This window comes from Streptomyces sp. NPDC040545, assembly GCF_055595065.1.
Genome location: NZ_JBVIWA010000009.1, coordinates 38,594 through 59,829 on the forward strand (window position 1 = coordinate 38,594; position 21,236 = coordinate 59,829).

Here is a 21,236-nt window from a genome sequence, read left to right on the forward strand (position 1 = left end):
TCCCGTACACGTGACTGTGACCCCGGCCGGGCGGCGCGTGCCGACCCGCGCACGGGCCCGAGCGAGGAGCAACCGTGACCGACCTGGCGTCCATATCCCTGCAGCAGGAGATCGCCCGCGACCTCCAGGTGAGCGCGTCCTTCGACGTACGGCAGGAGATCGAGCGCCGAGTGGCCTTCCTCGCCGAGCGGCTGACCTCCACGGGCCTGCGCGCACTGGTCCTGGGCATCAGCGGCGGCGTGGACTCCACGACCGCGGGCCGCCTGTGCCAGCTCGCCGTCGAGCGGGTGCGCGCCGCCGGGCACGAGGCGACGTTCTTCGCGATGCGACTGCCCTACGGAACCCAGGCCGACGAGAAGGACGCGCAGCTGGCGCTGGACTTCATCCGGGCCGACCGGGTCCTGACCGTGGACGTGAAGCCCGCGAGCGACGCCGCCCTGGAAGCGGCCCTGGCCGGCGGCACGGTCTTCCGCGACGCGCGCCACCAGGACTTCGTGCACGGCAACGTCAAGGCCCGGCAGCGCATGATCGCCCAGTACACGGTGGCGGGCGCGCACGACGGCCTCGTCGTCGGCACCGACCACGCCGCCGAGGCGGTCTCCGGCTTCTTCACCAAATTCGGCGACGGCGCGGCCGACGTCGTCCCGCTCACCGGCCTCACCAAGCGCCGCGTACGCGCCCTCGCGGAGGAGCTGGGCGCGCCCGCCGAGCTGGTCCACAAGACCCCGACCGCGGACCTGGAGACGCTCGACCCGGGCAAGCCCGACGAGGACGCGCTCGGCGTCACCTACGACGACATCGACGACCTCCTGGAGGGCAAGCCCGTCGAGGGGCCCGCCTTCGCGGCCATCGTCGCCCGCTACCGCCTCACCGAGCACAAGCGACAGCTGCCGATCGCCCCCTGAGCAGCCCCGCGCCGGCCCCGGCATTGAGCCGAACGGCCCAACGCCGGGGCGACGACGGGCCCGCCCCGCACGGTCCCACCTATCGTGGAAGTGACGTCATGACCAGGCGGTGGCGCGCGAACAGGTGGATGTGGACGGATCAGGAATCGACTATCACGCGGTCTTCCACGCCCTTCCTGGCGCGGTCGCCCTGCTGACCCCTGACCTGGTGTACCTGGACGTCAACGAGTCGTTCCTGGAGACGTCCGGCCGCACCCGCGAGCAGATCATCGACCGCTACCTCTTCGACGTCTTCCCCGACCACCCCAACGACCCGGCGGCGAACGGCATGCGCAACCTGCGCGCCTCCCTGGAACGGGTCGCGGCCACCGGGGAGCCCGACAGCATGGCCGTCCAGCGCTACGACGTCGAGTACCCCGACCGGTCCGGGGTCTGGCACGAGCGCTACTGGAGCCCCGTCAACGTGCCCGTCCTCGCCCCCGACGGCACCGTCGCGCTGCTCCTGCACCGCGTGGAAGAGGTCACCGAGCTCGTCCGGGCCGGCGCGCGCAGCGGCGGCGGCGACTCGACCGGGCCACCGACCCCCCCGCTCGGCGCCCGGCGCGAACACGCGGGCGGCATCACCGACGACACCGCGCTCGTCATCCTCCGCCTGTGACGGCCGCCCCCCAGGGGAAATCGAAGGCGTCCACGGACCCGGCCCCCTAGGCTCGGCTCATGCCGAGCCCAGCACTCCAGCGCGTCAACGCCTTCCTGTCGGACTTCGCCCGCCGCCAGGCCGCGCGCACTGCGGCCGTTCCCGGAGGGTTCGCCGTGTACGACGACGCGTTCGCGCAGTCCCGCGCGAACAACCAGGTCGTCATCGACGCGGCCGTCGACCCCGGGGGGCTGCCCGCCCTCGCGGAGGAAGCCCTGGGGCATCTGCCGCACCGGCTGATCTCCGTACTCGACGACGACACCGGCACGGCGTGCGCGGAGCCGCTGATCCGGGCCGGATACACCCACTCCACCTACCTGGTCATGCTGCACACGGGCCCGGTGCCGGACGCCGGGCCCGCGCAGGAGGTGGACCTCGACGCGCTGCGCGTTCCGCTGACCCGGCGCTGGCGGGGATTCCTCCCGGACGCCGACGACGAGGTCCTGCGCCAGCTCGTCGACCGGCGCGAGGCCCGTCGGCGCGGGGCGGACGTCGTCCGGTTCATCGGGGCCCGCACCGAGGCGGGCGAGGTCGCCTCATGGGCCGATCTCTACGCCGACCGGGCGACCGGCACGGCCCAGATCGAGGACCTGATCACCTCGGAGGCCCACCTCGGGCGTGGCTACGCCGACGCCGTCCTGGCGGGCGCCCTGCACGCGGCGGCCGCCCACGGCAGCGACTTCCGCTTCCTGACCGCCGATGCCATGGACTGGCCGCGCCACTGGTACGAGCGCCGCGGCTTCGCCGTCATCGGCCACTCGCACGCCTTCGAACGCGGCTGACGCGTCGCACCGTGCGCCGCCCGTGCCCGGCCGTCACGGGCGGGGATGGAGGGGGACCGGGACGCGGGGCAGGTCGATGCCGAAGGGGGTGCGGTAGGCCGCCAGGACCTCGGCGTCGCCGGCCAGGGTCCGCTCGGTCCGCGTCCCGTCCGCCGTGACCGTCAGCACGCGGTCGCTGAGAGTGGTCCGGCCGGACTCCGTCAGCACCGAGCACACCGGCTTGCGGGTGAAGCCGGACGCGGGCGAGGTGCTGTGCCACCAGGCGCCGGTCACGAAGTCGGACAGGACCCGGGGGCGCGTCTCCATCCGGTACCGGGGCACGCCGTCCTGAAGGACATCGAGGTCCCCCTCCGAGCCGCCGGCCGGGACGATCCGGAACACCCCGCCCGGGTCGGTCTGCTCGCCGCGCTCGTCGAAGGCCAGCGGGTAGTGGCTGTGGTCGCCGAAGCCCACGTCCACCAGCCACGGGCGGCCGTCCTCGCACTCCACGCGCAGCGCCAGGTGGTCGTAGGGAACGCCCTGCCCGCCGTCGGCCGAGTGCACCCGGGCCTGCAGCAGCTCCACCCGGTAGCCCAGGGACCGCAGCAGCAGCGCGAACGCCCCGTTCAGCTCGTAACAGAACCCGCCGCGGCCGCCCCGCAGCAGCTTGTCGAGCAGTGCCTCCCCTTCCAGCACGATCTCCTGTCCCAGATGGATGGACAGGCTCTCGAAGGGGACGGTGCGCAGATGCCGCAAGTGCAGGTCGCGCAGGGCCGCCGCACTCGCCGACCCGGGCCGCGCCGCCCCGATCCGCCGCAGGTAGGCGTCAACACGAGTCACGGGAAACTCTTCCATCCCGGCAGTCTCGCAACCCGCCCCCACGCCCGCCATACGCGCTTGGACCTAGTGCTGTGACCGGGAAGGTTCACCGGGTCCGACGCCCGGCACGGCACCTCGCCGCGTTGTCGGACCGCGCAAGTACGTCCAGTACGAGCCGCGGTCCTCCGCCTTGCGATGCACCGCACCGGACGCCGCAACCCGGCAAACCTTCCCGGTCACAGCACTAGGCCGTCTCTTCCGGAGACGACCCAGGCCCATCGGTCCATCTACGGCTCGCAGGCCTCGGCGGCGCGTCGGGGTGCGTCATGGGTGGCCGCGGGAAGCAGGAGCGGGGTGGCCAGGATGAGCAGTCCCGCGACCGCGAGAGCGGTCCGTGGGCCGGTGACGTCGGCGAGCAGCCCGGCGAGTGCGGTGAGGACGGCGATGGACGCCTGCTGGCCGATCGACCAGGCCGTCAGGGTGCGGGCGACGAGATGCCCGGGGGTGTGTTCGAGCCGGTAGGTGGCGAGCACCGGCGTGTACAGGCTCATGTTGACGATGATCGCCAGCTCGACAGCCATCACGGTGACGAGGCCGGCGACGCCGGGCCGGACGAGGACCAGGCCGATCAGCCAGACGGCGCGCAGGGTGCCGACGGTCCGCAGCACCCGGTCCCGGCCGTGCCGCGCCACGACACGGCGGGCCAGTCGCGAGCCGATGAGTCCGCCGACGCACGGAGCGGCGAAGGCGAGAGCGTACTGCCAGGGCGGGAAACCGAGTTGGCGCAGCAGGAGCACGGCCAGCGGCGGCTCGGTGGCCATGATCAGACCGGACACGAGCATGTTGTTGAGGCAGAGCGCCCGCAGATCGGGACGGCCCATGATGTGGCGCCAGCCGTCGAGCAGGGCGCCGGCCCGGAGCGTGCTCCTGCCGGCGGGCTGCGGCGCCTCTTCCCGGCCGCGCATCGCGGTGAGGCACAGCGCGGAGACCAGGTAGCTGAGCGCGTCGGCCACCACGGTGGTGACCGGCCCGAACAGGCCGATCGCCGCCCCGCCCAGCGGTGGCCCGACCGCGATGGAGCTCCAGTTCGTGGACTCGAACCGGGCGTTGGCCGCGAGCAGGTCGTCCGGCCGGACGAGGGCCTTGAGGCAGGCGCCACCAGCGGCGCCGAAGGCGATCCTGGCCGCCGCGACCACGGCCGAGACCACCAGCAGCTGGACGAAGCCGAGCCACCCGGAGAAGTAGGCGACCGGGATCGTCGCCAGGACCGCGAACCGCGTCAGGTCCATCGCGATCATGACCGGACGCTTGCGCCGGAACTCCACCCACGGCGCGAGCGGCACCGCGATCAGCGCACCCATCGCGGGCCCCACCGCGGACAGCGCGGCCACCTCGGCGGGACCGGCGTGCAACGCCAGCACGGCGATCAGCGGCAGTGCACCGAACCCCAGCCCGGACCCGTAGGCGCTCACCGCGTACGCCGTCCACAGCAGGCCGAACTGCCGGCCCGACGGTCTCCTGCCCACCATGCCCAGCGCTCCCACCCCAACAAACCGACGTTGACCCGTGGGAGCTAACCGAGCAGCACAAGCCCAGGTCAAACAACTGGTCGGGCTGCTGTCCACAACCATCCGTTGTTCACTAAGGTGGATCGACGTGGATCTCGAAGCAGTACGCACCTTCGTCGTCGTCACGGAAGCGGGCCAGTTCCAGAAAGCCGCCGCCGACCTGTCGATCACCCAGCAGGCCGTCTCCAAGCGCATCGCGGCCCTGGAGCGCAGCCTCGGCGTGCGGCTGTTCACCCGCGCGCCCCGGGGCGCCGAGCTCACCATCGACGGGCAGGCGTTCCTGCCCCATGCGCGGGAGCTGCTGCGCGTTGCCGAGCGCGCGGTCACGTCCGTGCGCCCCGGCCGCCGTCCGCTACGCGTCGATGTGATCGCTTCGCGCGGCGCGCAGTCCGGCCTGATGCGCGGCTTCCACCGCGCGTACCCGGAGATCGACCTCGACGTGGTGATGCTGTTCGAGATCGAGACGGCCGTCGCCGCGATCCGGTCCGGTGCGATCGACGCGTCCTTCCGTGCCGTCGCCGCGCCCGGCCGGCCCCTTCCCGAGGACATCGAGTCCGTCCGGGTGCTCGACGAGCCGCTCCAACTCCTCACCGGCCCGGCCCACGCGCTGGCGGGCGCCCGGTCGGTGACCGTCGCTCAGCTCGCTGGGCACCGGATCTGGATGCCCGGCATCGTCCCCGGTACCGAGTGGGGCGCCTACTACGACGACCTCGTCGCGGAGTTCGGGCTCACCATCGAGGCGACCGGTCCCAACTTCGGTTCCGACGCGCTCCTCGACACCATCGCCGACAGCCCGGCCCTGGCCACCTTCATGGGCGAGCACACCCGCCTGATCTGGCCCGCCGGCCACGGCCTGCGCCGCATCCCGGTGACCGATCCGACGCCCGTCTACCCGCATTCGCTCCTGTGGCACCGCGACCACCCCCACCCGGCCCTGGTCACCCTCCGCGCCCACCTCGCCGCCACCGCGGTCGGCCACGCCACCGCCGGGACCTGGGCACCGGACTGGGTGATTCCGCGCTGAACGACCTCCGCCCGCGCGGCGGTCCTCAGGGGAGTGCGCTGGTCACGCCGTCGACGATCATCATCCACATGGGCTGGGCGCCCGTGCCGAACGCCGAGGCCAGGGCGTACCCGATCGCCGCGTCCGCCGGCCGGATCTCGCGGTCCTCCCGCCATTCGGCGATGACCGTCTCGTCGCCGTCCGAGGAGAAGTCGCCCAGGTGCACGCCGTCGCGGGTCAGCCGGCTGCTGGGGACGGAGTCCGGGACCAGGCGGTAGTCCGCTCCGCCGTACGTCACGTCCACCCGGTACGAGTGCCTGCTCAGGCGGCCCTTCGCCGGCAGCAGCCCGACCACCGCGCCGTCGACCCGCATCGTGAGGTGCACGGGGTCGCGGGTGCCGATGGCGATCTGCGGGTCCGCCTCGCTCGCCGGGTCGCGCTCCAGGGTCACGCGGGGGATCGCCTCGCCGTCGACCTCGAGGCGGTCCTGGCCGTCCTGGCGGACGGTGATCGCGCCGAAGTGGGTGTCGTCGGTGGGTGCCGGGTCTGTCTCGTTCACAGGTGTGCGTCGCTTCGGTGGGTACGTGGGTGGGTAGGTGGGTCGGGTGCGTGAACCGCCGTCAGGCATAAGGGATTTTCCGTGTCACCCTACCGGTAGCGATCATGGTGCGGGCGGCAGCGGATCAATCGCGCTCCCACACCTTGGCGACGGCCTCCAGGTAGTCGTCCTGGCCGTCCTCGATGTGGGTGACCTCCAGCACGAGCAGCAGGTCGGAGGAGACGCGGACGCAGATCATGTCGTCGGTGTCCCACTCGGCGTCCTCCACCAGGGTTCCGTAGCCGGAGCTGTGCCCGTCCGCGAGGCAGTCGCTGTTCAGGTCGGCATCACCGGACTTGAGCAGCAGGATGTCGTCCCGGCGAGGTCCCAGTTCAGGTGCAGGTCGACGTCGAAACCGTCCCCCGCCTTCGCCTGCGTGAGGTCGGCGGCGTCGATGCCGTGGCCGGTGGGCAGCTGGACCTCCGCCTCGTCCGACAGGGACCAGCCGTCGAGCGGGTCGGTGCGCTCCGGCGCCGGATCCGTGGGAGTGCCGCCACTGTCGTCCTGGGAGACGTAGTGCTCGGCCGCGTTTTTCGCGTTCTGTGCGGCCGTGTACGCGAGGGCCCCGATCGTCGCGGCCACCACCACGGCGGCGGCCGCGACGAAGGGTGCCGTACGGAACCGGGCGCGCGCCTGCGCCGGGCGCGGTCCGTACCCGGGCGGGGCGGCGGGCGGCCCGGCCGCCGCCCCGGCGGGGTACACCCGCGTCGGAGCGTACGGCGGGGGCGCGGGCGCGGTGGCCGTCAGCGAGGGGTCGGAGTCCGCCTCCAGCGCCGAGGAGGCGCGCGCGAGCAGGCTGTGCGCGACGGGGGCCGGCAGTCAGCCGGAACCGACCGGGCGGGCGTCGTCCGTCCCGTCCGAGAGTTCCGTGAACAACGCGGCCAGGGTGGGCCGCGCGGCGGGGTCCTTGGCGAGGCAGCGCCGTACGAGGTCCAGCGCGAGCCCCGAGAGGGCGTCCAGCCGCGGCTCCGAGTGCACGACCCGGTAGAGCAGCGCGGGGGTGGCGCCCGACCCGAAGGGGCTCTCGCCACTCATGGTGAAGGCCAGCACCGCTCCGAAGGAGAACACGTCGGAGGCCGTCCCCACGGCGCCCCCGGAGGCCTGCTCCGGCGACATGAAGCCGGGGGAGCCGACGGTCAGTCCGGTGCGGGTCAGTGCGCTCGCCTCCGTGGCCCGCGAGATCCCGAAGTCGATCCCCCGGGGTCCGTCGGGGCCCAGCAGTACGTTGGACGGTTTCAGGTCACGGTGCACCAGCCCGGCGGCGTGCACGGCCGCGCGTTCGGAGGCGTTCGCAGACGCTGTCCAGGTCGCCGCCGGGACACCGGGGGGCCGCCCTGGGCCCGGGTCGACGCCGTGGCTCAGCGGCTGGTCAGGTACCCGCCCATGGTGGTGAAGTAGTCGGTGGCGGGCATCTCTTCGCCTTCCTCGGTCCGTACCCGGGTGATGGCGAGGCCGCGGTTGCGCCCGGTGCGGGCGTCGGCCCCGGCCACGATCACGACGCCTTCGCCCTCGCGGTAGAACACGCGGCCGGGCGTGCCCCCGTAGCGGCCCTCGGAGACGACGGCGGCCAGTACCTCCAGACGCTTGCCGCGATGGTAGGTGAAGGCGGCCGGATAGGGGGCCGACTGGGCGCGGACGAGCCGCTGGAGGTCCTCGGCCGGCCAGTTCCAGTCGATGCGGATGTCCTCGGCCGACCGCTTGTGGAAGAAGCTGGCCTGCGAGCGGTCCTGGCGGGTGAAGCTGGTCTCGCCGGCCGCGATCCGGCCCAGGGCGCCCACGGTGACCGGTGCGATCAGGTCGACCGTCTTGTGGAACAGGTCGGTGGCGGTGTCCGTCGGGCCGACCGGTACGGCGCGCTGGACCACGATGTCGCCCGCGTCGAGCTCGTCGTTCATCAGGTGGGCGGTGACGCCGACTTCGGGCTCGTCGTTGATCAGCGCCCAGATCAGCGGTGAGAACCCGGCGTACTTCGGCAGCAGGGAGTCGTGCACGTTGAGGGTGCCGTGGCGGGGCAGGTCGAAGATGCGCGGGGGGATCCACGTGCGCCAGTTGTTCGCCACGATGATGTCCGGTTCCGCCTCCTTCAGCCGGGTGAACAGCTCCTCGTCGTCGGGGCGGTTGCGGATGAGCACCGGGACGCCGTGGTCGTCGGCGAGGTCGGCGACCGAGTCGCTCCAGATCTTCTCGTACGCGTGCTCGCTCTTCGGGTGCGTCACGACCAGAACGACATCGTGTTCGGACTCCAGCAGGGCCTGCAGGGTGCGGTGCCCCCACGTCTGATAGCCGAACATGACGACCCGCATGGGGTTCCTCCTCGGAGCGGCGACAGATTTCAAAATGAGTAAAGCAAGGCTTACCTAACCGTGCAACATCCCCTTCTTCGGGGAGAGTTCAGCGGCTACTCGATGAAGGCTCGATCTGATTTGCCCATCGACAGGTCCACCATGTCAGGTTAGCCTTCCCTAAGTTCGCCTCGGGTTCCGCTCCTTCGGCGTGCCCTGCCCCCGGTTCCCCCACGCATGGCGATCGGCTGCCCCCGCACGATTGGGAGTGACATGTCACAGGATCTGTCCGATGATGCGCCACTGATCCACGACCTCATCGGCATCGGCTTCGGCCCCTCGAACGTGGCCATGGCGATCGCGCTCAGCGAGCACAACGCCGGCGTCGGACCGCAGGAGGCGGTCACCGCCCACTTCTTCGAGCAGCAGCCCCGCTTCGGCTGGCACCGCGGCATGCTCATCGACGACGCCACCATGCAGGTGTCCTTCCTCAAGGACCTGGTGACACTGCGCAATCCGGCGAGCGAGTACAGCTTCCTCTGCTACCTCCAGAGCCGGGGCCGCCTGATCGACTTCGTCAACCACAAGAACCTGTTCCCGCTGCGCGTGGAGTTCCACGACTACTTCGAGTGGGCCGCGGCCAAGGTCGACGACATGGTCTCCTACGGGTCCGAGGTCGTCGCCGTACGTCCCGTCCTGCGCGACGGGGCGATCGAGTACGTGGACGTGACCGCCCGCTCCGGCTCCGAGCTCGTGGTCCACCGGGCGCGCAACCTGGTGATCGGCACCGGCCTGCGGCCGCAGATGCCGGACGGCGTGGAACGCACCGACCGGATCTGGCACACCTCGGAACTCCTCACCAGGGTGGCCGCGCTGGGAGGCGCCGACCCCGCCCGGTTCGTCGTCGTCGGCGCCGGCCAGAGCGCCGCCGAGAACGTGGCCTTCCTGCACCGCACCTTCCCCCGGGCCGAGGTGTGCGCCGTCTTCTCCCGCTACGGCTACAGCCCCGCCGACGACAGCGGCTTCGCCAACCGGATCTTCGACCCCTCGGCGGTCGACGAGTACTTCACCGCCCCCGAGGAGATCAAGCGCAAGCTGATCGAGTACCACGCCAACACCAACTACTCCGTGGTGGACATCGACCTCATCGACGACCTCTACCGGCAGGAGTACCAGGAGAAGGTCCTCGGCACCGAGCGGCTGCGCTTCCTGAAGGTGTCACGGCTCGCGGACGTCACCGAGACCCCCGACCACGTACGCGTCACCGTCGAGTCGCTGGTCACGGGGGAGAAGGAGGCCCTGGCGGCCGACGCGCTGGTCTACGCGACCGGATACCGCTCGGCGGACGGCCTCGGACTGCTCGGGGACGTCGAGAAGTACTGCCGGCGCGACGGCCTCGGCCGCGTCCGCGTGGCACGCGACTACCGCGTCGAGAGCGAGCCCGAACTGCGCTGCGGCATCTACCTCCAGGGAGGAACGGAGCACACGCACGGCATCACGTCCTCCCTGCTGTCGAACACCGCCGTCCGGGTCGGCGAGATCCTCCGGTCCATCGTCGCCCACGGCCGCGTGCCCGTACCGGCCGCCCGTACGGCGCCCACCCCCTGAGGACCAGCACCCATGCTCTGCACCAGGCTGACGAACGCCACCTTCCTCACCATGGACCCCGGCCACCCCGTCGCCCACGACCTGGGCATCTGGCACGGCCGGATCGTCGGCCTGGACGAGGCCGTCACCGCACTGCCCACCCGTGAGGTCGTCGACCTCCAGGGCGCCACCGTGCTGCCCGGATTCATCGACTCCCACGTGCACCTGGCCTGGACCGGACTCAAGGCGACCACCCCCAGCGTGGCGCCCTGCGAACGCGTCGAGGACGTGCTCGCCGTCGTCGCGGAGGCGGTCGCCCGGAAACCGCGCGGCGCGTGGGTGGACATCGTGGGCTACGACCAGCGGGCCCTCGGCCGGCACCTCACCGCCGCCGAACTGGACAAGGTCAGCGACGGCCGCAAGGTGTTCATGCTGCACGACTCGGGACACGGATGCGTGGTCGACACCACCGTCCTCGACCTGCTCCCCGGCGAACTCGCCCACGGCGAGGGCTTCCTCGCCGAGAGCGCCATGACCACCGCACGCCGGCTGCGCCTGCCCTACTCGCAGGAGGAGATCGCCGACGCCGTCGAGCACGCCGGCCGCACCTGCCTCGCCGAAGGCGTCACCGCCTGCGCCGAGGCGGGCATCGGCGGCGGCCTGCTCGGCAACAGCCCGGTCGAGCTCGGCGCCTACCAACTCCTGCGCGACCAGGGGCGGCTGCCGCTGCGGGTCCAGCTCATGGCGGCCGCCGACACCCTGCGGCCCGTGGCCGCGCACCCCTCGGACGGGATGCCCCGCGCCCTCGACCTCGGCCTGCGCACCGGCTTCGGCGACGACCGGCTCTCCCTCGGCGCGCTCAAGGTCTACACCGACGGCGGCATGATGGCCCGCACGGCCGCCCTCACCCGCCCCTACGAAGGGACCGACCACGCGGGGGAGTTCCAGGACAGCCCCGAGCGGATCACCGACACCATCGTCGACGGTCACCTGGCCGGCTGGCAGCTCGCCGTGCACGCCATCGGGGACCGTGCCGCCGACCTGGCCCTGGATGCCCTCGAACGCGCCCAGCGGCTACGGCCCCGGCCCACCGCCCGGCACCGGATCGAACACGCCGGCCTGATCCGGCCCGACCAGCTGGCGCGCTTCGCCCGACTCGGCGTGAGCGCGGTGGTCCAGCCGCACTTCCTGCGCTCCTTCGGCGACGACTACGCGGCCGTCATGGGCCCGGAGCGGGCCCCCTGGATGTACCGGGGCCGGGGCTTCCTGGACCACGGGATCACCCTCGTGGGCAGCTCCGACCGCCCCGTCACCGACGGATCACCGCTGAAGGCCGTCCAGTTCATGGTGGAACGGGCCTCCGCCTCCGGGGCCCTCATCGGTCCCGACGAGGGCATCACCGTGGACGAGGCCCTGCACGCCTACACCGTGGCGGGCGCCTACGCCTCCCACTGGGACGACAGCGCGGGCACCCTGGCCCCGGGCCGGCGCGCGGACCTGGCCGTACTGGGCGACGACCCGAGGCGGATCGACCCCGGGCGGATCGGAGCCATCGAGGTCGTCGCCACGTACGTCGACGGCAGGCCCGCCTGACCCGTCAGGCGGGCTGCGGGGTCAGCCGCTTGAGGCCCTTGCGGTCGTAGTAGGCGGTCATGGCGAAGCCGAACAGCAGGGCCAGCACCGTACCGACCGCGATCATGATCCAGGAGCGGGTGAGCCCCGCGTCGCCGCGGGCGTCGAAGTAGAGGATCGCGCGGACGCCGTCGCTGAGCTGACGCATCGGTTCGAAGTGGGAGAGGAAGCGGTAGAAGCCGGGGACCGCCTGCAGCGGGACGGTCGCACCCGACGACGGCAGACCCAGCACGATGAACACGAACATCGACACGAGCTGCCCGATCCCGCCGAACGCGGCGTTGATGGCCTGCACGCCCAGGCCGACGGCGAGGGCCGCGCAGTAGGAGTAGATCCACAGGAGCGGCAGGTGGGACGCGTCCATCCCCAGGATGCCGATGCAGGCCAGCATCACCAGGGAAACGCTGACCAGCGTGATGCCCGCGGTCATCAGCATCTTGAGGAGCAGCGTCTGGGTGCGGTCGATCGGCACCGTCGGGCGCCGGGTGTGCCACGGGCCGATCTCGTTGTCGGCGTAGCCGAGGGCGGTATCGACGCCGTTGCTGATGACGTTGCCGCCCATGAACCCGGCCAGCACCAGCAGCAGGGTGTAGTAGAAGGCCGTCAGGCCGAGGCCGCTGTGCGCGCCGATCGGGTGACCGACCTGGGTGACGACGTCGACCGGGTCGGCCAGCAGCAGCTTCGCGGTGGCGCTCGCCTGGCCTCCGGCGGCCGCCGTGAGCTGCTCGCCGACGGAGCGGGACGCGCCGTGGGCGGCCCGCGTCGTGATCTGACTCGCCAGCGAGGATCCGAGGCTGCCCTTGCCGGGGTTGGTGAGCACCGTGATGGCCGGCCGCTTCGTGGCGCCGGACGTGGGGAGCGCCGTGACGGACTCCGTGAAGCCGGCCGGGACCACCAGCGCCCCGTAGACCTCGCCGGAGTCGAGCTGGTCCTGGGCCTGGGCGAGGCTCAGTTGGCGCCAGTCCGCCTTGCTGCCCGCGGGGTCGGCGGCGATGGCCGCGGTGATCTGCGTACCCAGGTTCTGCCGCTGCCCCGGCGGCGGCTCGCCCGTGTCCTCGTTGACCAGGGCGATGGGCAGGTCGCGCAGTTCCGCGTTGGGGTTGACGATGCCGCCCATGTAGAGCAGCGACAGCAGCAGGGCGAGCAGTCCCGTCAGGATCGTGGGGACCAGCCACAGCTGGGGGCGGCGCACCAGGGCCGCGGCAGTGGCTTCGGGGGCGACGGTCGGGGACATCGGTCTCCGTAGCTTCCCGGCGGGCCGGGATCGAGGGGCGGTGGCAGCGGCGGAGCCGCACGGCACCCTCAGGATGGTCTCCGCACCCGGGAAGGCCGCCGTACCCCTCGCGCTCCGGCCGCGAACCCGCGTACGGGACCACCGGAACGGCCCACCGCGGCGCCGGCCTGCCCGGCCACCTGACCGCGGCGGAGCCCGCGCCGGGGGTGGTGTGTAGCGTCGTGATCATGAAACCGTTGACCGGTACCACCACCGACCAGGCGCCGGCCGATCCGGCCGCCACCGACGACATGCTGGCCACCCAGCCCATCGGCTACTGGAGCGGCCTGGCCCACACGGCGGTCACCCGCCAGCTGCGGGACGCCATGGCCAGGATCGACGTGACACAGCCGCAGTACTGGGTCCTCAACCGGGTGAACAGCGGGCTTCCCGCGCCCGGCCGGGAGGAAGTGGTCACGCAGCTGACCCCGCTCGCGGAAGGACCGCACGAGATCGCCCGGGTCGTGGACCAGCTGCTCCACCGCGGCTGGCTCTCGACCGACGGCACACAGCGGCTGCACCTCACCGAGGCCGGGGAAGCCGCCAGGGCGCGGTTGCGGCAGCTGGTGACCGAGCAGCGTGCCGTGGTCCACCAGGGCATCGGCGACGAGGAGTACGTGGCGGCCCTCAAGGTGCTGCGCAGGATGGTCGCCAACGTCGAGGCGGCCGAGACCCGGACCCCTTGACGGCCCCGCCTGCCGCCGGCCGGCCCCGTGCGGGGTTCAGCGGGTGCAGGTGATCGAGAAGGGGACCGGGTTGGAGGTGGTGCGGGTGGGGCTCTGGATTTCCACGGCCATCCCGGTCGTCAGGGTGCCCGTCTTCGCGTCGGCCGACACGCGCACGGTGTCGCGCCCCGTCGGGTTGGCCTTGTCCCCGATCGACAGGGTGCGCCAGTGCGGATCCACGACCGAACCGTCGCCGGACACCCAGCGGTAGGAGATCAGCGTCGGCTCGGACGCGGTGAAGATCGCGGTGAACGCCGGGGCCCGGCCCTCGGGGACCGGGCAGCTGCCGGTGTAGGCCGTGTTCGCGCCCGTCACCGACACCTGTACGCCCGAATCGGGCGCGGTGGCCCCGTCGTTGCCGGTGAGTGCGTAGGCGATCCCGCCGCCGATCAGTACGCAGGCGGCCGTGCCGGCGGCGACGAAGGTCATCGTACGGCGCTTGCGGGGCGGGGCGGCCGCCGCGGCGACCTCGGCGGCCGTCCCGGTCGCGGGTTCCGCCGCGGGGCCCGGGGCCATGGCGGTGGTGCCTTCCGTCGGGGTCGACAGGATGCGGGCCGCCCCTGTGGTGGCGCCGGGTTCTTGCGCGACGGCCCGCAGGGCTTCGGCGACTTCGGCGGCGGGTGTCCGCTGCGCGGGGTCCTTGCGGAGCAGCCCCGCGATCACCGGTGCGAGCGGGCCCGCGCACGTCGGTACCGGCGGTTCCTCGTCCACGACGGCCCGCAGGGTGCTGAGCGCGGTGTCCTGCCGGAACGGGGAGATCCCCTCCACGGCCGCGTACAGCATCACGCCGAGGGACCACAGATCCGATTCGGGGCCCGAGGGGCGGCCCAGCGCGCGCTCCGGCGGCAGGTACTCGGGGGAGCCGACCACCTCGCCGGTCATGGTCAGGGCGGTGCTGCCCTCGACCATCGCGATTCCGAAGTCGCTGAGCACCACCCGCCCGTCGTCCGCGAGCAGCACGTTCGCCGGCTTGACGTCCCGGTGCTCCACCCCGACGGCATGCGCGGCACGGAGGGCGTTCAGCACCTCCGCGCCGATGTACGCGGCGTACCGGGGGGTGAGCGGCCCCTCGGTACGCAGCAGCTCGGCCAGCGACTGCCCCCGGACCAGCTCCATCACGATCCAGGGCCGGTCGTCCGCCATGACCACGTCGTGGACCGTGACCACGTTGCGGTCGGGTATCCGGGCCGCCGCCCATGCCTCCCGCTCCAGCCGGCTGTACATCCGGGCGATGTCGTCGCCCCACAGGCCGGCCGGGACGCGCACCTCCTTGACGGCGACCTCCCGGTGCAGGGTCTCGTCGCGGGCCCGCCACACGGTGCCCATTCCGCCTTCGCCGAGCCGGGACAACAGCCGGTAGCGGCCCGCGATCAACGGTTCCCCACCCGCCGGACCCGGTGCGGGGGTGGCAGAGAACGCGGTCTCCGTCACGGTCTCGGATTCGTCGTTGTACATGAGGTGGTTCTCCTCTATCGGCGGCCGACGCGAGCATCACGTACGGACCTGGCCCCCGGTTCAGGGTGACTCAAAAGATTCCAAGAAATGGTTGAACCGAACACCTTCTCGATGACGTGTTCCTGTCGTACGAGTCATCAGCAGCATCGTTTTCCAAGGGGTGTGGAGTGCCATCGGTCATCGTCGGGCGCACGGGTCCGTTCACCGGACAGAGCGTGGTTCTGGGCAGTGAGCCCCTCAGCTTCGGGCGCAAGAGCGACAACGGCGTCGTGATCGTCAGTCCCAGTGCCTCCCGGCTGCACGCCGAGATCCTCACGGAGGACCCCGGGTTCGTCCTCTACGACCGGGACAGCCGCAACGGCACGTTCGTCAACGACCAGCGCGTCACCCGGCACGTGCTGCGCCCGAACGACTGCATCCGGATCGGTGACGAAACGTTCCTCTACGAGGCGCAGGACGCCATGGAGACGGTCATGGACCTCTCCCTCCTGGACGTCCCCCGGCTCAGCACCGCGGACCCCGGCGCACTGCGGGTCACCATCACCGGCGGCGGCCCGGTCGGCCTCGCCTTCGCCTTGGCGCTCGACGAGATGCTGCCCGGCCGGACCCTCATCACCCTCTACGACGGGCGCTGGACCAGGAAGGGCTCCGCGGTCGTCTGGAAGGACGAGACCCAGGGCAACTTCCGCCGCCAGCAGGTGGTGACCGTTCAGAGCCGGCAGTACCTCGCCCTGTCCGAGGAGGTCCTCGGCGCGCTGTTCGACGACGGCGCCGCCTACTCCGAGATGTGGCCCGTCGGCCCGGACTCGGTCGACGGCCACCCGCCCCGCAACATCCGGATCGCCCACATCGAGGACCGGCTGCTGGACCTGGCCAACCGGCGCCCGGCCATCCGGCTCGTCCCCAGACGCTTCGACGTGACGGAGCAGCAGAACCGGCTCACCCAGGAACACGTCCTCGTGGTCTGCGAGGGCGGCCGCTCCCGCACCCGCGAGCACTACGCCGACCGCTTCGGCGCGGCCGACGCCTCGATCTACTCCCTCGACGGCGAACACCTTCAGGACGTCGTGCTGGGACTGCGGGTCAAGTCGAAGCTGCCGGACCCGATGAGCGTGCTGCTCACGGTGTCGCAGAACCGCTTCCTGCTCAACTCGCTGCGCGGCGAGGGCTTCCTGAACATGCGGCTCACCCGGGAGGAGGCCAAGAACGTCATCGGCATCGACCCGGTCCGCCACGTCTTCGAGGAGTGCATCGCCGCCCGCCCGTGCCTGATGAGCCGGCAGGAGGAGGACAACGAGTTCCGCTGCCCCACCCACGGCACCCTCTTCCTGCCCGCCCTGCTGCGCAGTTCCCCGCTGTGGAAGGAGATCCGGCAGGGCCTCAGCCTCTTCGGCGTGGCCGAGGAGGACCTGTCGGCGATCACCTCGTTCCGGCTGGACATGGTGCAGCGCCCGCGGTTCACCGCGCAGCTGCACCGGCCGACGGCGACCAGCCCCGGCACCTTCGGCTTCCTGCTGGGCGACGCGGCCAACGCCATCCACTTCTGGCCGGGCCGCGGCCTCAACAGCGGCCTGGCCTCGGCCACTTCACTGGCCCGTTCGCTCAGCCGCGCCTGGCAGGGAAAGCCGCTGCGGGATGCCGACTTCATCCGGCACGAGGCCGCCATGTCCATGCTCCAGTACCGGCACAAGAGCCGGGCCTGGAACGCCATGGTGACCACGGACGACCAGGGCGTCACCCGCGCCATCAGGGACATCATCGCGCGCAGCGCGGAGGCCGGCGGCGCAGTCGCGGACGGGAGCGACCTGGACGCGCTGCTCGACCGGATGGCCGGTATCCGCGACCGTCTGGGATCCCGGCTGCCCGGCCTGCCCACGGACGGGGAACTCCGCTCCCACCTCGCCTCGATCGCCCCCGCCACCCTGCGCACCCTGCGGGAGAGCGGCGCCTGGGACACCCTGATCGTCGGCGGCGAGGAGGCCGACATCGACCTCTTCTACCAGTCGGACTCCCCGGTCTACGTACCCCGCCCGGCCGACCCCCGGAGGGCACTGGCCCCGGCTGTCGGGTGACCTGCGCCGGGTGCGCGCGAGGGCGCCGGGGGTCAGTCCTGGTCCGAGCGGGACAGGGCGTCGGTGACCATGCGGGTGGCGAAGTCGTGGTCTCCGGTGAGCCGGTTGATGTGCTCCGCGAGCAGCAACGCCGTGGCTTCCAGGGAGTTCATCTCGTCCCCTGTCCAGTCACCGTACTGCTTGCGCCACAGGTTGGGGCTCAGGCCGGTGGCGGCCGCGACGACCAGGCCGACCATGGTGGGGATGACCTCGGGGCGGACGCTCTTGGTCATCATGCGCAGCGAGGCCACGAAGCTGGGCACCACGTACTCGATGACGTCACTGCCCTGGTCCTCGTGCGCCATCCGCAGCCACTGTACGAACATGTAGATGAGCGTGCATGCGCCGTCCACCAGGTCCTCGGCCTCCTCGGGGCCCAGCGACGCGGTGAACTGGTCGATCAGCTGCTGCTGTTCGGGGTCGGTCCCGGCCCTGCCGGAGTAGACGGCCTTGAGCCGTGAGTCGATCATCATGAGTGCCGCACCCACATCACCGACGGCAGCATGCTGGGAGTCACAGGGCGATGGCACAGGATTCCTCCTCGGGTGACCGTGCGCAACTCGGCGTGCTCGTACAGTAGCCCCCCGGTCCGGGGGTGGTCAGCGAATCCCGTCCGTCCGCGCAAGCCGGTGACATGGTCCGGTCCGGGGTGGAGAATCGGACGCAGTGACGTGGGGCCGAGGGGCGGGGGCGCTGATGGGTCGGGCACTGCGCGTGGGGCTCGTGGTTCTGCCGGTGGGGTTCGTCCTCTGGTACGCCTCGTACTACACGACGATCGCGGTCTGGGAGTTGCGCAAGCTCTTCGCCTGGTTCGCCCTGCCCCTGCTGGCCGCGGCGGCCACCGCGGCGGTCGTGCTGCTGGTGGGACGGCTGCGGCGGCGTGCGGGGCGCGGTGCGGGCACCGGGAACGCGGCCGTCGCCCTCGGGTGCCTGGGCGCCGTCGTCGGGCTGGGCCTCACCGTCGGCTGGCTGGTGTACGGCTCGTACCTGCAGGACCGTGCGTACATGGCCACCTCGCAGGTCGTGACCGAGCCCGTACCCGCTCTGGCGGCCCGGGTGCCGTACGTGGCCGGCAAGGCGCAGGCCGCCCCGCACCTGGGCGATGTCACCGGCGAGATCTCCGACATCACCTACCTGCCGGACTCGGACCGGTTCGCCACCCTGGTCGAGCGGCGCGGCTGGCTGGCCGGGTACGAGGTCGGCCTCGTGCAGGACGTCCCCCTCGGCGGCGAGAGCCGTAGCCAGGAGCGCTGCCCGTTCGACGTGTCCCGGGCGGACGCGCGGATCAGCGGCTGGTTCACCCACAACCTCGGAAGGAAGATCTCGGCCGAGAAGCGCTGGGTCCGCTTCGAGGCCGACGACGCGTACGTGACCTGCTCGGGCGGCACCCCGGTCGTGGTCGTCCCGCTCAAGCGGCAGACCGGGATCCTCGTGGTCACCGAGCGCCCCGCCGGTGTCGCGCTCTACGACGGGCGGACCGGAAAGCTCACCCTCACCACCGACACCGCCGCCGTTCCCGGTCCGTCCTACCCGATCAGCCTGGCGGCCCGTCAGCGGGAAGGAACGGCCGCGGTGGGCGGCTTCAGCGACTGGTGGTTCGAGCGCAGCGGATGGGATGCCTCCGAGGACGGCGCCAACGAGGGCAACGAGTCCGAGTTCACCATGCGGTACGCCGAAGAGGCCGGGCGCAGTGCGTACGTCACCCCGCTCACCCCGCAGGGGGAGGCCAGTTCGGTCGTGGCCGTGTCGACGGTGCCCACCCGCCACCAGGGCGGCGGGCTCGCGCCGATGACCGTCCATCGCCTCGATCCGGCGTGGTCGTCGCCGAAGGCGCTCGTCGCCCTGATCAAGGCGGAGTACCGGGACGTCTGCTGCTACAACGACGACCAGGTGTTCGAGGTCGTACCCACCGGGGGCGGAACGTGGACGGCCACCGTCGGCAGCGAACAGAACGTCCGCTACCGGGTGGAGGGGAAGGGGCAGGTGGGTGGCCGTGAGGCGACCTGTCTGAAGGCCGCCGACGGAGCGCTGATCCGGTGCGCGTACGTAGTGCCCGGATCGCCCGAGGAGCAGGAGCTCAAACGCCGGGAGCAGCAGAAACGGCAGCAGCAGGAGGGTGCGAAGAACCCGGGGGACCCAGGCGACCTGACGGCCTATACGAACGAGCAGCTGGCCGAACTCCAGCGACGGATGACCGAGGAGATCGGCCGCCGCCTGAAGGCCGGATGACCGGATGACCGGATGACCGGCTGGCCGGACCGGTCACGCGAAGGCCGCCTCGCCCGGACGGTGAGGCGGCCTTCGCGTGGAGGCGACGTGGTCCGAGGACCGTCGGAGCGGGTGTGCGGGCTCGCCACCGCATCGATCCGGTCACCCTGGCGGGACGTTCGGTGAACCGTGCGTGACCACCACCTGGGCAGCGGGTGCGGGAGATCGCGTCACGCCCCTCTACGCGCCGCGCTTCTTGCGCGGTGCGAACCTGCCGGCATGCGGCGGGAGCTGCGCGAACGCCCCCCGGTCACCGGCATTCGAACGGACTGTCCGTAAATCGACCGCCCGCGTGCGGGAGACCTTCATACCTGGCAGGCTCAGCCCCAGTTGAGCGCTGCATGAAAGTTCCGGCGCGCCAAACAACCTTCGAATCGAAAGTGGGCCTTGTTATGCGTCATCGCTTAGCCACCCTCTCCGCCGCCACTCTCCTTTGTATCGCCGGCACCGCGGGCCTGGCGGAGGCGAGCCCCGCGAGCCTGCACGGACCCTCCGCGATGGTCCTCACCATCACCCAGGGGAGCGACGCCGCCACGGGTACGGTCCTGCGGGCGGCCGTCCTCAGTTGTGGCTACACCGCCGAGGGCACGCATCCCGCGCCCCGGGCCGCGTGCGACGCCCTCAACGCCACCGAGGGCGAGCTCGACCGCCTGCTGGCCGCTCCCGATCCGGGCCGGGCGTGCCCGAGGCGCAACGACCCCGTCACCGTCACCGCGGACGGTGTGTGGAACGGTGACCGCGTCGCTTGGAAGCACACCTTCCGCAACTCGTGCGTGATGTCCGCGACCCTGAACGGCAACGCGCTCTACGCGTTCTGACGTGCCACGGGGCCGGCGGTCACCTCGGGTGGCCTCCGGCCCCGGCGGGCCGGAGGCCGGGCATGGGGGGTGGGGGTGGGGGCTGCCGTACCAGGGACACCCCCGTCACGGGCGTACCGTTCTCTCCCTGGGATCGGCGGGTGGCGGCCCGCCGGGGCCTGCGGGTCAGTTCTGCCAGGGGGTCCAACTGCCGCTGTTCAGGCGGTGCCGGGACCAGCGCTCGCCGTCCATGCCGACGATCGAGATGGTCGGGTTCCAGGTGTTGTTGCCTTCGATGCGGACCCCACTGCGCACGGTGCCGCCCATGGAGGTCCATTCGCTCCACGAGCCCCCGGCGTACTGCCAGCGGGTCCACACCGCGAAGTCGGTACCGACGATGAAGACCTGGCGGTTGCCGGCCGGGTACGTCATCCAGGCTTCGCCGTACTCACAGATGTAGTCCCCGCCGAGACCGGACACGTGACAGAAGCCGGCAGTGGCGGCGGGCGCCGCCGCCTGCGCCGGGGCGGCGCTCACACCGGCGAGGGCGGCCCCGGAGAGCGCGAGGGTGGTGACCGCGAGGGCGGAGCGGCGGAGGATGGCCGAGGTCATGTGGGTACTCCCCGATCGGGATGACGGAACGACTTGACGCTCCGAACACTTCCACCGGCCGCCAACGATGCTCTAACGGCCTGCTAACGCCCCGCCGGGCCCGCACCGCCCTGCCGTGCGTCCGGGGGTGGAATATGCGTTCC

Annotated in this window: 20 protein-coding genes and 1 pseudogene; 10 read left to right on the forward strand and 11 right to left on the reverse strand. The window is 71.8% G+C overall.

What is annotated here, in order from left to right:
* The first annotated feature begins 74 nt into the window (after positions 1–74).
* From nadE to ACZ573_RS18860, 3 genes and pseudogenes are all read left to right on the forward strand, one after another.
* The gene (gene nadE / locus ACZ573_RS18850; RefSeq protein WP_390171113.1) at positions 75–905 is read left to right on the forward strand and encodes an ammonia-dependent NAD(+) synthetase; all 831 of its coding nucleotides are present in this window, start codon (positions 75–77) and stop codon (positions 903–905) included.
* A gap of 130 nt (positions 906–1,035) precedes the next feature.
* A pseudogene (locus ACZ573_RS18855) lies at positions 1,036–1,464 on the forward strand (PAS domain-containing protein); the annotation flags it as partial.
* A 158-nt stretch (positions 1,465–1,622) separates the two neighbouring features.
* A complete protein-coding gene (locus ACZ573_RS18860) occupies positions 1,623–2,384 on the forward strand; it encodes a GNAT family N-acetyltransferase (RefSeq protein ID WP_471305220.1) in 762 nt (253 codons plus the stop codon).
* Between the two features lie 33 nt (positions 2,385–2,417).
* Here the strand turns inward: ACZ573_RS18860 and ACZ573_RS18865 are convergent, their stop codons facing one another.
* A complete protein-coding gene (locus ACZ573_RS18865) occupies positions 2,418–3,254 on the reverse strand; it encodes an arylamine N-acetyltransferase family protein (protein ID WP_471305222.1) in 837 nt (278 codons plus the stop codon).
* Between the two features lie 215 nt (positions 3,255–3,469).
* Positions 3,470–4,711: an MFS transporter gene (locus tag ACZ573_RS18870; RefSeq protein WP_471305225.1), complete on the reverse strand. Its 1,242-nt coding sequence runs from the start codon at positions 4,709–4,711 to the stop codon at positions 3,470–3,472.
* Between the two features lie 127 nt (positions 4,712–4,838).
* Between ACZ573_RS18870 and ACZ573_RS18875 the strand changes: the two genes are divergently transcribed.
* A complete protein-coding gene (locus tag ACZ573_RS18875) occupies positions 4,839–5,774 on the forward strand; it encodes a LysR family transcriptional regulator (protein ID WP_471305227.1) in 936 nt (311 codons plus the stop codon).
* 25 nt (positions 5,775–5,799) lie between these two features.
* On the opposite strand, the gene ACZ573_RS18880 is transcribed toward ACZ573_RS18875, so the two are convergent.
* The 5 genes from ACZ573_RS18880 to ACZ573_RS18900 form a co-directional block, all read right to left on the reverse strand.
* Positions 5,800–6,312 (reverse strand): hypothetical protein, encoded by a 513-nt coding sequence (locus ACZ573_RS18880; protein WP_471305230.1) that lies wholly within the window; start codon positions 6,310–6,312, stop codon positions 5,800–5,802.
* Between the two features lie 124 nt (positions 6,313–6,436).
* Positions 6,437–6,580 (reverse strand): hypothetical protein, encoded by a 144-nt coding sequence (locus ACZ573_RS18885; protein ID WP_471305232.1) that lies wholly within the window; start codon positions 6,578–6,580, stop codon positions 6,437–6,439.
* A gap of 47 nt (positions 6,581–6,627) precedes the next feature.
* Positions 6,628–7,053 carry a hypothetical protein gene (locus ACZ573_RS18890; RefSeq protein WP_471305235.1) on the reverse strand — a complete coding sequence of 142 codons (426 nt, stop codon included), beginning with the start codon at positions 7,051–7,053 and terminating at the stop codon, positions 6,628–6,630.
* Between the two features lie 117 nt (positions 7,054–7,170).
* Positions 7,171–7,620 (reverse strand): serine/threonine-protein kinase, encoded by a 450-nt coding sequence (locus ACZ573_RS18895; RefSeq protein ID WP_471305237.1) that lies wholly within the window; start codon positions 7,618–7,620, stop codon positions 7,171–7,173.
* Positions 7,621–7,709: 89 nt separating this feature from the next.
* Complete coding sequence (locus ACZ573_RS18900) at positions 7,710–8,654, reverse strand: methionyl-tRNA formyltransferase (RefSeq protein ID WP_471305240.1); 945 nt, start codon at positions 8,652–8,654, stop codon at positions 7,710–7,712.
* A 252-nt stretch (positions 8,655–8,906) separates the two neighbouring features.
* Between ACZ573_RS18900 and ACZ573_RS18905 the strand changes: the two genes are divergently transcribed.
* Both ACZ573_RS18905 and ACZ573_RS18910 read left to right on the forward strand, forming a co-directional pair.
* Positions 8,907–10,241, forward strand: coding sequence for a lysine N(6)-hydroxylase/L-ornithine N(5)-oxygenase family protein (locus ACZ573_RS18905; protein ID WP_471305242.1), 1,335 nt, complete (start codon positions 8,907–8,909; stop codon positions 10,239–10,241).
* Positions 10,242–10,253: 12 nt separating this feature from the next.
* Positions 10,254–11,813: an amidohydrolase gene (locus ACZ573_RS18910; RefSeq protein WP_471305245.1), complete on the forward strand. Its 1,560-nt coding sequence runs from the start codon at positions 10,254–10,256 to the stop codon at positions 11,811–11,813.
* A gap of 4 nt (positions 11,814–11,817) precedes the next feature.
* Here ACZ573_RS18910 and ACZ573_RS18915 read toward each other — a convergent pair whose 3' ends face one another.
* Positions 11,818–13,086 carry a YhgE/Pip domain-containing protein gene (locus tag ACZ573_RS18915; RefSeq protein WP_471305247.1) on the reverse strand — a complete coding sequence of 423 codons (1,269 nt, stop codon included), beginning with the start codon at positions 13,084–13,086 and terminating at the stop codon, positions 11,818–11,820.
* Between the two features lie 227 nt (positions 13,087–13,313).
* On the opposite strand from ACZ573_RS18915, the gene ACZ573_RS18920 reads away from it, so the two are divergent.
* Positions 13,314–13,811 carry a MarR family winged helix-turn-helix transcriptional regulator gene (locus tag ACZ573_RS18920; protein WP_471305250.1) on the forward strand — a complete coding sequence of 166 codons (498 nt, stop codon included), beginning with the start codon at positions 13,314–13,316 and terminating at the stop codon, positions 13,809–13,811.
* Between the two features lie 36 nt (positions 13,812–13,847).
* Here the strand turns inward: ACZ573_RS18920 and ACZ573_RS18925 are convergent, their stop codons facing one another.
* A complete protein-coding gene (locus ACZ573_RS18925) occupies positions 13,848–15,305 on the reverse strand; it encodes a serine/threonine-protein kinase (RefSeq protein WP_471305252.1) in 1,458 nt (485 codons plus the stop codon).
* Positions 15,306–15,472: 167 nt separating this feature from the next.
* Here ACZ573_RS18925 and ACZ573_RS18930 point away from each other — a divergent pair, with 167 nt between their 5' ends.
* On the forward strand, positions 15,473–17,377 hold the full coding sequence (locus ACZ573_RS18930; RefSeq protein ID WP_471305254.1) for an FHA domain-containing protein: 1,905 nt from the start codon (positions 15,473–15,475) through the stop codon (positions 17,375–17,377).
* 32 nt (positions 17,378–17,409) lie between these two features.
* On the opposite strand, the gene ACZ573_RS18935 is transcribed toward ACZ573_RS18930, so the two are convergent.
* The gene (locus tag ACZ573_RS18935) at positions 17,410–17,946 is read right to left on the reverse strand and encodes a hypothetical protein (RefSeq protein ID WP_471305256.1); all 537 of its coding nucleotides are present in this window, start codon (positions 17,944–17,946) and stop codon (positions 17,410–17,412) included.
* A 166-nt stretch (positions 17,947–18,112) separates the two neighbouring features.
* On the opposite strand from ACZ573_RS18935, the gene ACZ573_RS18940 reads away from it, so the two are divergent.
* Both ACZ573_RS18940 and ACZ573_RS18945 read left to right on the forward strand, forming a co-directional pair.
* Positions 18,113–19,645, forward strand: coding sequence for a hypothetical protein (locus ACZ573_RS18940; protein ID WP_471305259.1), 1,533 nt, complete (start codon positions 18,113–18,115; stop codon positions 19,643–19,645).
* 431 nt (positions 19,646–20,076) lie between these two features.
* Entirely contained in the window at positions 20,077–20,502 is a 426-nt protein-coding gene (locus tag ACZ573_RS18945) for a subtilase-type protease inhibitor (protein ID WP_471305261.1), read from the forward strand.
* 165 nt (positions 20,503–20,667) lie between these two features.
* Here ACZ573_RS18945 and ACZ573_RS18950 read toward each other — a convergent pair whose 3' ends face one another.
* The gene (locus tag ACZ573_RS18950) at positions 20,668–21,093 is read right to left on the reverse strand and encodes a DUF8189 domain-containing protein (protein WP_471305264.1); all 426 of its coding nucleotides are present in this window, start codon (positions 21,091–21,093) and stop codon (positions 20,668–20,670) included.
* Between the last annotated feature and the right edge of the window lie 143 nt (positions 21,094–21,236).